12 protein-coding genes are annotated in these 14,663 nt (G+C 73.1%); 5 read left to right on the plus strand and 7 right to left on the minus strand.

The genetic code is table 11. The features are described from left to right. Positions 1-2: 2 nt before the first annotated feature. The 3 genes from QMF80_RS11360 to QMF80_RS11370 all read right to left on the minus strand — a co-directional run bounded on the left by QMF80_RS11360 (position 3) and on the right by QMF80_RS11370 (position 2,425). Positions 3-773: an enoyl-CoA hydratase/isomerase family protein gene (locus QMF80_RS11360; RefSeq protein WP_283452195.1), complete on the minus strand. Its 771-nt coding sequence runs from the start codon at positions 771-773 to the stop codon at positions 3-5. Next, a complete protein-coding gene (locus tag QMF80_RS11365; RefSeq protein WP_283452441.1) occupies positions 770-1,201 on the minus strand; it encodes a Zn-ribbon domain-containing OB-fold protein in 432 nt (143 codons plus the stop codon). The genes QMF80_RS11360 and QMF80_RS11365 overlap by 4 nt, the downstream gene beginning before the upstream one ends. Positions 1,202-1,273: 72 nt before the next feature. Then, positions 1,274-2,425: a lipid-transfer protein gene (locus tag QMF80_RS11370; protein ID WP_283452196.1), complete on the minus strand. Its 1,152-nt coding sequence runs from the start codon at positions 2,423-2,425 to the stop codon at positions 1,274-1,276. 95 nt (positions 2,426-2,520) lie between these two features. Here QMF80_RS11370 and QMF80_RS11375 point away from each other — a divergent pair, with 95 nt between their 5' ends. Then, a complete protein-coding gene (locus QMF80_RS11375) occupies positions 2,521-4,296 on the plus strand; it encodes a FadD3 family acyl-CoA ligase (protein ID WP_283452197.1) in 1,776 nt (591 codons plus the stop codon). Between the two features lie 102 nt (positions 4,297-4,398). Here the strand turns inward: QMF80_RS11375 and QMF80_RS11380 are convergent, their stop codons facing one another. The 3 genes from QMF80_RS11380 to afsR all read right to left on the minus strand — a co-directional run bounded on the left by QMF80_RS11380 (position 4,399) and on the right by afsR (position 9,170). Further along, positions 4,399-5,205: a class I SAM-dependent DNA methyltransferase gene (locus QMF80_RS11380; protein ID WP_283452198.1), complete on the minus strand. Its 807-nt coding sequence runs from the start codon at positions 5,203-5,205 to the stop codon at positions 4,399-4,401. 194 nt (positions 5,206-5,399) lie between these two features. Beyond that, positions 5,400-5,597 (minus strand): hypothetical protein, encoded by a 198-nt coding sequence (locus QMF80_RS11385; RefSeq protein ID WP_283452199.1) that lies wholly within the window; start codon positions 5,595-5,597, stop codon positions 5,400-5,402. Between the two features lie 306 nt (positions 5,598-5,903). Then, positions 5,904-9,170, minus strand: coding sequence for an SARP-family global regulator AfsR (gene afsR / locus QMF80_RS11390; protein ID WP_283452200.1), 3,267 nt, complete (start codon positions 9,168-9,170; stop codon positions 5,904-5,906). Between the two features lie 132 nt (positions 9,171-9,302). On the opposite strand from afsR, the gene QMF80_RS11395 reads away from it, so the two are divergent. The 4 genes from QMF80_RS11395 to QMF80_RS11410 all read left to right on the plus strand — a co-directional run bounded on the left by QMF80_RS11395 (position 9,303) and on the right by QMF80_RS11410 (position 13,661). Next, the gene (locus QMF80_RS11395) at positions 9,303-10,529 is read left to right on the plus strand and encodes an amidohydrolase family protein (protein ID WP_283452201.1); all 1,227 of its coding nucleotides are present in this window, start codon (positions 9,303-9,305) and stop codon (positions 10,527-10,529) included. A gap of 441 nt (positions 10,530-10,970) precedes the next feature. Continuing rightward, on the plus strand, positions 10,971-11,861 hold the full coding sequence (locus QMF80_RS11400) for a trypsin-like serine peptidase (RefSeq protein ID WP_283452202.1): 891 nt from the start codon (positions 10,971-10,973) through the stop codon (positions 11,859-11,861). Positions 11,862-12,347: 486 nt separating this feature from the next. After that, complete coding sequence (locus QMF80_RS11405) at positions 12,348-12,896, plus strand: DUF1062 domain-containing protein (RefSeq protein WP_283452203.1); 549 nt, start codon at positions 12,348-12,350, stop codon at positions 12,894-12,896. 171 nt (positions 12,897-13,067) lie between these two features. After that, positions 13,068-13,661, plus strand: a complete 594-nt coding sequence (locus QMF80_RS11410) for a DUF3995 domain-containing protein (protein WP_283452204.1) — start codon at positions 13,068-13,070, stop codon at positions 13,659-13,661. A gap of 461 nt (positions 13,662-14,122) precedes the next feature. Here QMF80_RS11410 and QMF80_RS11415 read toward each other — a convergent pair whose 3' ends face one another. Beyond that, a complete protein-coding gene (locus QMF80_RS11415; RefSeq protein WP_283452205.1) occupies positions 14,123-14,578 on the minus strand; it encodes an NUDIX domain-containing protein in 456 nt (151 codons plus the stop codon). Positions 14,579-14,663 lie beyond the last annotated feature (85 nt).

A 14,663-nucleotide genomic window follows, 5' to 3' on the forward strand; every position in this document is an offset into this window, starting at 1 on the left:
CCTCAGCGCACGCGGAAGTCGGGGCGGCGGGTGTTGAAGAGTTCCGCCTGGCGCGACGCGGGGAGGTTGCCCAGGGCGATCAGGTGCGGGGCCTGGGCCAGGGCCTGGGCGCGGGCGGCCTCCTTCGCCGCCCACAGGGCCCGTACGGTCCCCTGCACGGCCTCCGTCGGGAACCCGGCCAGGGTCCGCGCCGCCCGCTCCGCCGCCGCCAGGAGATCATCCGGTTCGGCCAGCTCGGAGACCAGGCCGATCTCGTACGCCCGCTGCGCGGAGAGCCGTTCCGCCGTGCCCATCAGGGACATCCGGGCCACCTCCCCGAACGGCATCCGCTGCGCCATGTGGATCGCTTCGTACGCGCTGACCATGCCGTAGCTGGTGTGCGGGTCGAAGTACGTCGCGCGGGTCGAGGAGATGATGAACTCGCTCTCCCCGAGCAGGTAGAAGGCGCCCCCGCAGGCCATCCCGTTGACCGCCGCGACCACCGGTTTCCACAGGTCGTTGGCCTTCGGCCCGATCGCCGTCATCGGATCGTCGATCGAGTACGGCGACGGCGGCTGCGGCACCTCCACCGACCGGTCGATGCCCGTGCAGAAGGCGGCGCTCCCGGCCCCGGTCACCACCACCGCCCGTACCGTCTCCTCGTACCGGAACTCCCGCCACAGAGCGCCCAGTTCGGCCGCCATCGCCAGGTCCACCGCGTTGTGCCGCTCGGGCCGGTCGAGGGTGACGACCGCGACCCCGGTCGCCTTGTCCCGCTCCACGCGTACGGTCATGACGTGGCCAGCAGCCAGCGCGGCACGCTCATGCCGTCCTGCTCGGTGAACGCCACGTGCACCCGCGCCCCGATCCGCAGCCGCGCCGGGTCCAGCGAGTCGAGCGGGGCGTCGGGGGCCGTCACCAAGTTCCCCGCGAGCCGGATGTGCGGGGCGTCGGCCAGCTCGACGAGGATCACGTTGTACGGGGCCTGCGCGGCGTAGGCGGGCAGCAGCGGCGGGTGCGGCCGGACGTACGACCACACGCGGCCCTTGCCGCTCATCAGCCGCCACTCGCTCTCGAAGGACTGGCAGTGCGGGCAGCACGGGCGGGGCGGGAAACGGAGCTTGCCGCAGCCGGGCGCGGCGCACGCCTGGACGCGCAGCTCGCCCCGGGCGGCGTACTCCCAGAAGGGGGCGCCGTCCTCGTCGGGCACGGGCAGGAGCAGATCATCGGATGCGGTCGTCACGGGCGGGGTCGTCAGGGGCGGCGTGGTCACGGGCGGTGTCCTCACGGGCGGTCAGCTCCTCAGCAGGATCGCGGACGTCGGGACTCCCTCGCCCGCCGTCACCAGGCAGGTCGCGGCGTCGGGCACCTGGGCGGTGGAGATCCCGCGCAGTTGCTTGACGCCCTCGTTGATCAGGTTGAAGCCGTGGACGTAGGCCTCGCTCAGACCGCCGCCCCCGGTGTTGATGGGGAGGCGCCCGCCGATCTCCAGGGCCCCGCCCTCGGTGAAGGCTGCGCCCTCGCCGCGTCCGCAGAAGCCGTAGCCCTCCAGGGAGAGCGGGATGAGGGGGGTGAAGGCGTCGTAGATCTGGGCGACGTCCACGTCCTGCGGGCCGAAATCGGCCTGCTTCCACAGGTGTCGGGCGGCGGTCCAGGCGGGGCCGGTCAGCGGATCGTCGTTCCAGTAGTTGACCATGCCGTGGTGCTGGGCGGGCAGGCCCTGGGCCACGGAGTGGACGTAGACCGGCTTCTGTCTGCAGTCGCGGGCCCGTTCGGCGGAGACGATCACGCAGGCCAGCGCCCCGTCGGTCTCCAGGCAGTTGTCGAAGAGGCAGAGCGGCTCGCTGATCCACCGCGCGGTCATGTAGCTCTCGCGGGTCATCGGGCGCTCGTACATGATCGCGGCCGGGTTCTGGTTGGCGCGGTTGCGGCAGGCCAGGGCCACGTTGAAGAGGTGGTCGCGGGTGGCGCTGTACTCGTGCATGTAGCGGCGCGCCAGCATGCCGATCTCGTCGGCCGGGCGCAGCAGCCCGAAGGGCCGCGTCCACTGGCCGGGGGTGGGGAGCTGGACGGCCGTGTTCTTCCAGGGGCGCGGGCCGGAGCCGCGCTTGCGCGAGCGCCAGGCGACGCCGACGCTCGCCTGCCCGGTGGCGACGGCGGCGGCGAGGTGGCCGATGGTGGCGCAGGAACCGCCCCCGCCGTAGCCGACCTTGGAGAAGAAGGTGACGTCACCGGCGCCGATGGTCTTGGCGATCTCGACCTCGTCGGTCTCTTCCATCGTGTAGGACGCGAAGGCGTCGACCTCGGAGGGGGCTATCCCCGCGTCCGCCAGTGCGGCGAGAATGGCGCGGCAGGCCAATTCCTTCTCGGTCTGCGGCAGTTGTTTGGCGAAGGCCGTCTGGCCGATGCCGACAATCGCCGTAGCGTCCTTGAGTGTTGCCGCCATCGCCACCTCCGGGGGGTGCGCCAGTACTGACAGCCGCGAAGGCTACAGCTAATCTGACGAACAGTCAGCTATTGGTTCGCGGTGAGGGGCGTGCGATGGACGAGGAAGCGGAAGAGCACGTGCGCGAGGGCGGGGCCGGACCCGGGCATCCGTCCGCCGACGGACCCGAGGACCGGGCCGCAGAACGACCCGAGGACCGGGCCGCCGACGGACGCGAGGACCCGGCCGCAGACGGAGCCGAGGACGCGGCCGCAGACGGACCCGAGGACGCGCGCGGCGATCTGCGCTGGGGCAGCATCGGCGGCCTGGTCCGCGACGCCGCCTCCCGGTTCGCCGCGCACGAGGCCGTCGTCGACGGCCGGGTCCGGATCAGCTACGCGCAGCTCGGCGAACGGGTCGAACGCGCCGCGGCCGCCTGCATGGCCGCCGGGCTGGAACCGGGAGACCGGGTCGCCGTCTGGGCGCCCAACACCCTGGAGTGGATCGTCTCCGCCCTCGGCGCGGTCTCGGCGGGCGCGGTCCTCGTGCCGCTCAACACCCGTTTCAAGGGCGCCGAAGCGGCGTACGTCCTTGAGCGCAGCCGCGCGCGGATGCTCTTCGTCACCGGCACCTTCCTCGGCACCTCCTACGTCGCCTCCCTGCGCCGGGCCGCCGCCGAGGGCCCGGGCCACGGCCCGCTGCCCGGGCTGCCGCACCTGGAGCAGGTCGTCGTACTCGCCGAGGACGCCCCCGAGTCCTTCCGTACCTGGAAGGACTTCCTGGCGGGCGGCGACACGGTCCCCGCCTCCGCGGTGCGCGAGCGCGCCGACTCCGTACGACCGGACACGCCCTCCGACATCATCTTCACCTCCGGCACCACCGGCAGCCCCAAGGGCGCGGTGATCACGCACGCCCAGACCCTGCGGTGCTACCAGGTGTGGAGCGAGCTGGCCGGGCTCCGCGAGGGCGACCGCTACCTGATCGTGAACCCGTTCTTCCACACCTTCGGCTACAAGGCGGGCATCATCGCGTGCCTGATGCGCGGCGCGACGATGGTCCCGCAGCCCGTCTTCAACATCGACACCGTCCTCGCCAATGTCGCCGCCGAGCGGATCTCCGTACTCCCCGGGCCGCCCACCCTGCACCAGTCGCTCCTCGACCACCCGGCGCGCGACCACCACGACCTCTCCGCCCTGCGCCTCGTCGTCACCGGGGCGGCGGTGGTCCCGCTGCGGCTGGTGGAACGGCTGCGCGGCGAGCTGCGGATCGGGGTCGTCCTCACGGCGTACGGGCTCTCCGAGGCCAGCGGCATCGTCACCATGTGCCGCCGCGGCGACCCGGCGGAGACCATCGCGGCCACCTCCGGGCGGGCCATCCCCGGCACCGAGGTGATGATCGCGGACCCGGAGGGCGCGCCGCAGCCGACGGGGGAGGCGGGCGAGGTGTGGGTCCGCGGGCACCACGTCATGCGCGGGTACTTCGAGGACCCGGAGGAGACCGCCCGCGCCATCACCCCCGAGGGCTGGCTGCGCACCGGTGACGTCGGGGTGACGGACGCGGACGGCAACCTGCGGATCACCGACCGGATCAAGGACATGTTCATCGTCGGCGGTTTCAACGCCTACCCCGCCGAGATAGAGCAGCTCCTCGGGCTGCACCCGGACATCGCGGACGTGGCGGTGGTCGGGGTACCGGACCCGCGGCTCGGCGAGGTCGGGCGGGCGTACGCGGTGCGCCGCCGCGGCTCGACCCTGACCGCCGACGACCTGATCGCCTGGTCGCGCCGGGAGATGGCGAACTACAAGGTGCCGCGGTCGGTGGAGTTCGTGGCCGACCTGCCGCGCAACGCGAGCGGCAAGGTGCTCAAGCGGGAGCTGCGCGCGCGGTCCTGAGGCGTCACGGGTTCAGGCCGTGCGTGCTGAGGCCGTGCGTGCTCAGGCCGTGCGGGTTCAGGCCGTGCGGGTTCAGGCTGTACGCACTCAGGCTGTACGTGCTCAGGCCGTGCGGTCCTTGCGGGCCAGTACGAGCCGCCAGTGCGGCGTGCCGTCGCCGGGGCGGCGCCCGAAGTGTTCCAGGGGCGCCGTCTCCACCGTGAAGCCCGCCGCCACGAGGTCGGCCCGGACCCCGCCGAAGGGGAAGGTCCGGTAGTACATGACGAAGGGCGGCCGCCAGACGGCGTTGCGCACCCGCATCGCCGCGTCGAACCCGGCGGTGAGCCACCAGAGCGCCGAGGTGGGCGGCAGCGGCGCACCGATGGGGAAGGCGAAGAGGCCGCCGGGGCGCAGGACACGGTGGGCGCCCGCGAAGAGGGCGGGGCGCTCGGCGGGCAGGAAGTGGCCGAAGGCGCCGAAGCTGACGGCCAGGTCGAAGGCGCCGTCGAGCGCGGCGGGCAGGGCGAGCGCGTCCGCCCGTACGAACTCCGGCGCGGGCGGCCCGTCGTCACGGCCGACGGCGCGGCCGACGCCGAGGTCGCCGTCACGGCCGTCGCTCTCCCCGCTGCCGGGGTGGGCCCGGTGGGCCGCGGCCAGCATGCCCGCGCTCAGGTCGACCCCGGTGACCCGCTCGCGGCACAGCCGCCGCAGCATCCCCGTCCCGGCCCCGGTGCCGCAGCACAGGTCCAACCCGGCACCGAAGGAACCTTCGCGCTGGGCCAGGGTCTCCTCGACGGCGTCGAGCATCCGGTCGGGGGTGCGGAAGGGGGTGTGGTCGAAGGTGGGCGCCAGCAGGTCGTAGCCCCGCTCGACGGAGGACAGGGCCTGTACGGCCAGCTCGCGAACGCTCGGCCCGCCTGTGGTGAACACCCGGCCCAGCGTAGAGGGCCGGGGCCCCGACGGCTCGCACCGGCCGCGCCGACCGGACCGGGCGCCGGGACCCCCTGTTACGGGCGCGGAGCGGCTCCGGACATGAGTGTGCGGCGGTCGCGATGGCACCCCCTCCGGGCCACCGCGACCGCCGTCCCCCCCGTACCCCGTCGGTCCTTACCCGTGACCCCCTGTTACGGGCGCGGACCGGACGCGTGGTTGTCCATCGTCTGGAGTTCCTCGCCCGAAGCGTGGTTGTCCAGAGGCTTCGTCTCGGTGCCCGAGGCGTGGTTGTCGAGCGGCTTCAGCTCGCCGTCGTCGGTCAGCGGCAGCAGACCGGGCGCGGTCGGCGCCTTCGGTACGTTCGGCAGAGCGTTCTCGTTCGTCGTCATCGCGCACTCCTGATGATGGGTCGGGCCCGTTCGGCGATTCCCCCGCGACCGCCGAACGGGTTGTCCAGCCAACCCGCCAGATCCCCCGAGGCGACGAGTCGATGTACCTATCGTGACGGGTGGCGATAAACGAACGATGAACGCCTCGTTCATGCGTGGACGTCGCAGTTCAACGCCGTGGTACAAGCGCGGCACCGGCGCGGCGCGGGCGCGGCGCGGGCGCGGTCCACGCGTAGTGGAGGCGGACCGGAGCGGACCGGAGCGGTCCGGAGCCGGCCGGAGCCGCCCGGTGTCGGCTGAATCCGCTCAGGCCGCGATCGCCGACGCCAGCAACGCCCGTACTTCCGTCAGTTCCGGCGACCCCAGCTGCTCGAAGACGGCCTCCGCGTCCCGCCAGCACACCCGCGCCCGGTCGGTCTGCCCCAGGCTCCTCAGCGCCTTGCCCAGGACGGTCAGGACGGTCGCCCGCCGCCACTCCCCGCCGATCCCGCGCAGCGCGATCGCCTGCTCGGCGTGCGAGGCCGCGAGGGTGGGGCGGCGGGCGGCCAGGTGCGCCTCGGCGAGCCGGAAGTGCGTGACGCCCTCCCACAGCGGCTGGCGGTTGTCGTGGAAGAGGGACAGCGCCTCGGTGAGCTGTGCCTGGGCCTCCTGGAGGCGGTTCGCCTGGGTGAGCGCGATGCCCAGCGCGTAGCGGCCGTTGGCCAGGCGCAGGCTCAGGCCCATCCGGTCGTAGATGGCGATGCCCTGCTGCGCCAGCTCGATGGCGCTGGGCAGCCGCCCGAGTTCCACGTGGATGCGGGAGAGGTTGCACAGGGCGCTGGCCTCGCCGACGTGGTTGTCGTCGGCCCGGAAGTTCTCGATGGCCTCCAGCAGGAAGCGCTCGCCGTCGGCGTAACGGCCCTGGTGGAGGGCGATGATCCCCCGGTCGTTGGGCGCCCAGCAGCTGGGCAGCGGGTCTCCGGCGGCCTTGGCCAGGGCGGTCGCCTGGCGGGCCTCGTCGTCGGCGGCGGTGAAGCGGCCCGCGATCAGGTGGACGGTGGTGAGCGTGGTGCGGGCCCGGCCCTCGGCGCGCGGGTCGCGGGCGGCCTGCGCCGCGTCGCGCACGGCGCCCGCCGTGGACTCGTACTGCTTGGAGTTGGCCCCGGACTCGGCGAGGTCCTTGGCCGCCCACAGCAGGTCCACGGCCCGGCGCAGTACGTCGTGCACGGCGCCGCCCGCGGCGGCTCCCGTGGTCCGGGCCGCGGCCTGGCGCACGCAGGCGAGGACGGTGTCGGCCTCGGCGTACAGCCAGTCCAGGGCGGCGTGACCGTCGGCGAAGTCCCGGCCCGGGTAGCGGGTCGGTGACAGGTGGGCGACGAGCCGGTCGCCGGGGCGCTCCAGCGCGTACACGCGGGAGGCGGTGGCGAGGTAGAAGTCGAGGAGCCGGTCCAGGGCGGCGGCCCGTTCGCTCGCGGGGTGCTCGTCGCGTTCCGCGCAGGCACGCGCGTAGAGCCGTACGAGGTCGTGGAAGCGGTAGCGGCCGGGCGCGGCGGATTCGAGCAGGGAGCAGTCGACTAAAGCTTCGAGGAGGTCCTCGGTGTCGTGGGCGGGCCGGTCGATGACGGCGGCCGCGGCGCACAGCGAGATGTCGGGGCCGTCGGCGAGCCCGAGCAGCCGGAAGGCGCGCTGCTGGGCGGGCTCCAGCTGGCCGTAGCCCAGCTCGAAGGTGGCCTTGACCGCGAGGTCCCCGGCCTGGAGCTCGTCCAGGCGGCGGCGCTCGTCGGCGAGTTTGGCGGCGAGGACGGAGACGGTCCAGGTGCGGCGGGCGGCGAGCCGGGAGGCGGCGATCCGGATGGCGAGCGGCAGGAACCCGCAGGCGCCGACGACGTCGAGGGCGGCCTGGCGCTCGGCGCCGACCCGCTCGGCGCCGACGATCCGGGTGAACAGGAGCAGGGCCTCGTCGGGGCTCATCACGTCGAGGTCGACGAGGTGGGCCCCGGCCAGCCCGGCCATCCGGACCCGGCTGGTGACCAGGGCGGCGCAGCCCGCGGTGCCGGGGAGCAGGGGGCGTACCTGGGCGGCGTCGCGCGCGTTGTCGAGGAGCACCAGGACGCGGCGGCCGTCGAGGGTGGAGCGGTAGAGCGCGGCCCGTTCGGCGGGGGAGTCGGGGATCTGGGTGTCGGGGGTGCCGAGCGCCCGCAGGAAGGAGCCGAGGACGGCCTCGGGTTCGACGGGGCGCGCCTCGGTGCCCTGGAGGTCGACGTAGAGCTGCCCGTCGGCGAAGTGCGGGCGGGCGGCGTGCGCGACGTGCACGGCGAGGGTGGTCTTGCCGACGCCGCCTATGCCCGCGAGGGCGGAGACGGCCATGATCTGGCCGTCGGCCCCGGCGAGGATCCGGCCGAGTTCGGTGACGAAGGTGGCGCGTCCGGTGAAGTCGGGCACCGTGGCCGGGAGTTGCGCCGGGCGGACCTGGGCGGGGGTGGCGGCGGGGGCCGGGTCGGCGGCGCGGGCGAGTTCGGCGTCGGCGCGCAGGATCCGCTGCTGGAGCGCGGCGAGTTCGGGGCGCGGGTCGACCCCGAGTTCGTCGGCGAGGAGGCGGCGGGTGTCGGCGTACACGGCGAGCGCCTCGGCCTGCCTGCCGCTGCGGTAGAGGGCGAGCATGAGCAGCTCGCGCAGGCGCTCGCGCAGCGGGTGGGCGGCGGTGAGGGCGGTGAGTTCGGAGACGGCCTCGGCGTGGCTGCCGACTTCGAGGTCGAGGTCGAGGCGGGTCTCCAGGAGCTGGAGGCGCCATTCGCCGAGCCGGACGCGTTCGGTCTCGGCGTAGGGGCCGGGGACTCCGGCGAGGGGTTCGCCGTCCCACAGGTCCAGCGCGCGGGCCAGCAGGGTCCGGGCGAGGGAGCGGTCCCCGGCGGCACGGGCCTTGTCGGCGTCGGTGGTCAGGCTGCGGGCGACGCCGAGGTCGAGGGCGGCGGCGGAGCCGAGCCGGATGGCGTACCCGCCGGATTCGCTGACGAGCAGCCCGGCGTCGAGGACCTTGCGCAGCCGGGAGGCGTACGTGCGGATGGCGGCCAGGGCCTGCGGGGGCGGGTCCTCTCCCCAGATCGCGTCGATCAGCTCGGGGGCGGTGGCGGTGCGGCCGTCGCGCAGCAACAGGGCCGCGAGCAGCGCGCGTTGCTGCGGGCTGCCGGAGTGGAGGGCCTCGCTGCCGCGCCAGGCGCGGATGGGGCCGAGGACGGCGAAGCGGGTGCCGCCCGCGGGAGCGGGGGCCGGGTCCCGCTCCCGCGGTGTGCCGGGCGCGGGCGCGGCGAGGCGGGCTGCGGGCACGGGTGCGGCGGCCGCGGGCGGCACGGGTGCGGCGGCCGCGGTGGGCGGAGGCGTGGGCGGCGCGGCGGGTGACGTGGCCCGGGGCACGGGGGGCTTGGCGGCGCGCGGGGCGGCGTGAGGCGCCGCGGGCGGGGTCGCGGGCCTGGTGGCGGGCGGTGCGGCGGGCCGGGGCGCCGCTTCGGGCGGGTGGGAGGATCGGGACGCCGCGGCGCCGGGCCGGGTTGCCTCGGGGTGGTTCCGCTGGTGCGGGATGGCCGGTATGCCGTCCATCTGTCGTCCCCCCTGCCTTCCGTCGGTGTGGTGGCCAGTCTGCCCTGTCTTGCGGTGAGACGTCAGCCCGCAGTGGACGGATCGCCGTCCAACTAGCTGACGCATCGTCAGATCAACGCTACCGTGAGGGTCATGGAGACCTTCCCGAAGATCATCTCGGTGGACGACCACACGGTTGAGCCCCCCCACGTCTGGCGGGACCGGCTCCCGTCCAAGTACCACGACATCGCCCCGCGCGTGGTCCGTGCCCCCCTGAAGGAAATGACCTTCCTGGGCGGCAAGTTCGCGCCGGTCATGGGTGCCAAGGGCGACGACGGGCCGATCGGCGACTGGTGGGTCTACGAGGACCTGCACCGGCCGCTGACCCGACTGGACACGGCGGTCGGATACGACCGCGACGAGATCAAGCTGGAAGTCATCACCTACGAGCAGATGCGCCCGGGGTCCTTTTCGGTTCCCGAGCGCCTCGCCGACATGGACGTCAACCACGTCCAGTCCGCCCTCTGCTTCCCGACGTTCCCCCGCTTTTGCGGACAGACCTTCACCGAGGCCAAGGACCGCGAACTCGGTCTCCTCGGCGTACGGGCGTACAACGACTGGATGGTGGAGGAGTGGTGCGGGCCGCTTGCCCAGGGCCGGCTGATCCCGCTCACCCTCATCCCGCTGTGGGACCCGCGGCTCGCCGCCGCCGAGGTCCGGCGCAACGCGGCACGCGGCGTGCGGGCGGTCGCCTTCTCCGAGATACCGCCGCACCTCGGGCTGCCGTCCATCCACACGGACGAGTGGGACCCCTTCCTCCAGGCCTGCGACGAGACCGGCACGGTCATCGCCATGCACATCGGCTCCTCGTCGCGCATGCCGTCGACCTCGGCGGACGCCCCGCCCGCCGTCGGCTCCACCATCACCTTCGCCAACTGCTGCTTCTCGATGGTCGACTGGCTGATGAGCGGCAAGTTCGAGCGCTTCCCCAACCTGAAGATCATGTACGCCGAGGGCCAGATCGGCTGGATCCCCTACATCCTGGAGCGCGCCAACGTGGTCTGGGAGGAGAACCGCGGCTGGGGCGGCGTCGCCGACAAGGTGCTGCGCCCGCCGTCGGAACTCTTCGCCGAGCACGTCTTCGGCTGCTTCTTCGACGACGCCTTCGGGCTGAAGAACCTGGACTCGATCGGGGTGGCGAACGTCCTGTACGAGACGGACTACCCCCACTCGGACTCGACCTGGCCGAAGTCCCGCGAGGTCGGCGAGGCCCAGATGGGCCACCTCGCCCCGGACGTGGTGGACCGCATCGTCCGCGGCAACGCGATCGGCCTGCTGGGCCTGACCCCGGACGGCCTCTGGGCGGGGCCGGGGGCGTAGGCCGTCCCGTTCGGCGGGTGGCGTCGGCGGGTCGTGCCGGCGGGTGGTGTCGGCGGGGAATATCCGCGCCCTGGGCAACGTACGACTGCCGTCGACCACTTACGCCCACTGGTGCGGGTCGGTGCGGGTCGGTGCGGGCTGGTGCGGGCGGGCTGCTGCGGGTCGGTGCGGGCCGGTTCCGATCGGTGCCGGTCGGCGCCCTCGTGCGCCGAGTGCAGCTCGGGGCGGGCGAGGTCCTCGCCGCGTACCGAGATCCACTGGCCGACCCCCTGCTCGATCCCTGGCCGCCCCCCTGCTCGATCCGCTGCTCGATCCCCCTATGTGTGGAAGACGGGATGACGGGAAAGCGGGGGTGAGAGGCTGGGAGCCGAAGTGCGCCCCTTGCGGTCCGCCTGGCGTCAAGGCATGCTTCGCCAGAGCAAAGAGGGAGGGGCGGCTGTGGTGGACAAGCGGACCGTGGTGACCGCGGTGCTGTGCTCGGTGGCGGCGCTCGGCGCCTCGGCGGCCATGACCGCGGTGGTGCCGACGCCCGACTCCCGTCCGCCCGCGCACGCGAAGGCCGCGCCCACGGCGAGGCCCTCGTCCACCCCGTCGTCGCGGTCGCAACCGTCCGGACAGACGTCCGGGCGGGTGCCGCAGTCCCGCCAGTCCCCGCTGGCCACCCCGTCGCCGAGCGCCCCCGGAGCCACGCCCGGGCCCGGCGGATCCGGGTCCGGTACGCCCACGGCCATCGCGGGGGCCCTGTTCACGGGCGGCCTGGACGGTGACCACTTCTGCACGGCGACCGTCGTGCACAGCGCGGGCCGCAACATGATCGTCACGGCGGGCCACTGCCTGGTCGCCGGGGAACAGGGCGACGCGGGAGCGGTCTTCGCACCCGCATACGCGAACGGCACTGCCCCGTACGGCACCTGGAAGATCGAGAAGGTTTTCGAGGACCCGCGCTGGTCGGACGACAACGACGACGCCTTCGACCTCGCCTTCGCCCGGCTCGCCCCCGACGCGGCGGGCCGCCGGATCGAGGACGTCACCGGCGCGGCAGCCCTGGACACCTCGGGCCGCGCGGCCGAGGAGGTCACCGTCACCGGCTACCCCGCCGACCGCAAGGTGCCCCGCACCTGCACCGCCGTCACCATCCGCGACAGCGACACCGAACAGCGCTTCGACTGCGCCGACTTCCCCGGCGGCACGAGCGGCAGCGCCTGGGTCGGCCGCGACGGAAAGATCATCGGCGTCCTCACCGGCGGCGACACGGACGACGTGTCGACCAGCACCGTCTTCGGCGACTGGGCGAGCATCCTGTACGCGAAGTCGACCGCCCCCAGCGCCTAGGAGTGTCCTGAAGATCTTGGAAACGCGCCCGGCTTGCACCAGGTTGCCCCGATCGACATTTACCGGTGAATCGGGGTGACTCGGGCGCCCCGAGCAAGATCTTCAGCAGTCTCCTAGGGCACGTTGCGGAAGGAGCGTCGCGGGCCACGCGGGATTTCTCGAACCCGACCGAAAGAGACGGCCCAGGCCCAGGCCCTGTCGCATCAGGCACACCATCCCGCACCGGCTCAGGCACCGCCGCTGCGATCTGGCTCCGGCTCTGGCTTCGTCCGTGATCCGCCGGACAGCACCTGGCGATGAGGCGCGCGAAAACCAGTGGAACAGCGCCGCGGTGCGCCCTTACAGTGCTGCCGAACCGAGCCGTCTAGTCAAGGACATGCCGTTGTACACCCTGTGAGTCCTCCCGAGTGCTGAATCGTCGCGCGTCGCGCATCTGCGCCGTGCTCCTTTTTGCTGCGGACTTCTCACTGGAACCGGTGTACTTCTGTGCTCAAAACCTGGGCGGTCGTGCCCACCTGCCTACCTCTCGTCCTCCGCCGCTGCCACGCGTGCGCGTCCGAGCGCTTCCGGGCAAGCGGTAAATTTCGCGTCAACGCACACCACAAACTCATCGACGCCTGGCTCCTCGTGCTCTGCACCACTTGCGGGGAAACGTCGAAGCTCACGGTCCTGGAGCGGGTGAATGTGCGCTCCATACGGCCTGAGCTGCTGGACCGGCTGCACGGCAACCACCCTGGCCTGACAGCTGAGCTGCTCCAGGATCCGGGCGTACAGCGCCGTAACCGCATCGCCCTCGACTGGGACAACGCCTGGCGCCTCGACACCGGCGGATCGGATCACCTGGATTGCGAGGTGATCGACGTCGCGGTCCGCTGTGCGGCGCGGATCCCTGTCCGGCCGGTGCGACTGATCGCCGAAGGGTGCGGTCTTCCGAGGGCCGAGGTCGAGCGACTACTCAGGGAGGGGAGACTCGTTTCGGGAGTCCGGCTGAGCGGCAAGCTCACCGGCGACTTCACCTTCACGCTCAAACGCTGAGCCCCCTGGGGGCCGGGGCCCGCACCCAGCTGCCGAGCTGCCCAGCTGCCCTGCTGCCCAGCTACGCAGGGCTCCCCGGGCCATCCATCCGCGGTCCCTCCCCCGCGTGGGGGAGTCGGCTCCCCCGTCGGGGGGATCCTTGGTGCTGGCGACGCTGCGATGTTGGTGGGTATGACGACGCACGGGTATGTGAGCGCGACGACCTCGGTCACCGGCCGGGCCGGTTGGCCGGGGTATGCCGCGGCGGCGTGGGGCTTCGCGTTCGCTCTGCCGAGCTTCTACTGGCTGGCGGGGGGCACGGCCGGGGTTGCCACCACGGTCGCGCCCTCGTTGGGCGAGTTGCTGCGGGACCGGGTCACCTGGTTCATCGTGGTCCTGGGGGTCACGGGTTTCCTGAAACTCGTCGGGGGGTTCCTGGGCCTCGCCCTGATACGCCGCTGGGGGCGGCGGGTGGATCGCCTTCTGCAACTGGCCGGTTGGGGCGCGGGGGTGCTGCTCGTCTGGCACGGGGGGCTGTTCCTCGTGCAGGGGCTGCTCGTGCAGAGCGGTGTGGTCGGGATCGCACCGGATCTGCTGCCGGTCAGCCGTTGGTACACCTATCTGTGGGGGCCGTGGTTCGTGGTCGGCGGACTTTCGTTCATCCTGGCCGCGCGAATACATCTGCGGCGGATGACCGACCGGCGAGGCGGCGTGGCGGCCGGTGCGATCGGTGGGTTCGGTGCGCTGGGTCTTTCCGTGGCGATGCTGGTGGCGGGCATCGGCTGACGGCTGGCGGCAGCTGGCGAGCACCGGCTAGCGGATGGCGGCGAGTGGCGAGCGAGTAAGCAGGCCGGGGAGCCGGAGGCAGGTGGTCATTCGACGCAGCCGCCGCAGCCACTTCCGCAGTTGTCGCCGCCTCCGCAGCCGCCCGTGTCCCCGGCCCCGCGGCCGGGCCTCGCAACCCCGATCGGGGCCGCCGCTGTCGCCCCGGGCCGCCCCGGGCCGCCCGCCCCGCCCCGGCCCGGGGCGGTGTGGGCGCGTTCCGGGTGGGCTTGGCGGCCTGCGCGCGGTCCGTTCCGGGGTCGTAGCCGGCCAAGGCCGTGGCGGCGACGGCCCTGTTCCGACGGGGAAGGCCGCCGCTGCCAAGGCGATTGGTACGGTCGTGACGACCCTGCTCTTGGGAGCGGTGTGCTCTGCCGCCTCCGCTGGAACAGGGCCTTCCGCCCTGCGCTACCGGCCCCGGCGGGTCATCCGATGACCCGGTCCACCAGCCCCAGGTGCACCGGCTCCGTCGCGGAACCCGCCGCCAGCAGCCCCGGCAGCAGGGGCGGCCACAGCGGTTCCCCGAGCGCCCCGAGGGCCTCGGGCGACAGCCACTGCCAGTGTGCCTCGGGGTACTCCGGCACCGGATCGCGCTGCGGTCCGGTGGTGACGTAGATGTGCTCGTGCTGGCGGACCGGGATGCCCTGGTGGGTGAAGTCGTGCTCCCAGGTGCACAGCAGCCGCTGGGGGGCGAGGTCGGTCCAGCCCGTCTCCTCGCGCAGCTCGCGCCGCACGCATTCCTCCGGGCTCTCGCCGGGATCGATGCCGCCGCCGGGCGGCAGCCAGTGGATCCCGACTTCCACGTTGTTCTCGCGGAAGAGGAACACCGATCCGCTGGGGGAGAGTACGACAATTCGCGCTGCCTGCCGTGGAGTTCTCATCAGATCAATGTACGACGCGACCCCTCCCCGATCGTATGGGCGCGCACCTCCCGCTTCCCGCCGCGCACCTCCCGCTCCCCGCCGC

This window comes from Streptomyces sp. G-G2 (genome assembly GCF_030063135.1).
GTDB lineage: Bacteria > Actinomycetota > Actinomycetes > Streptomycetales > Streptomycetaceae > Streptomyces.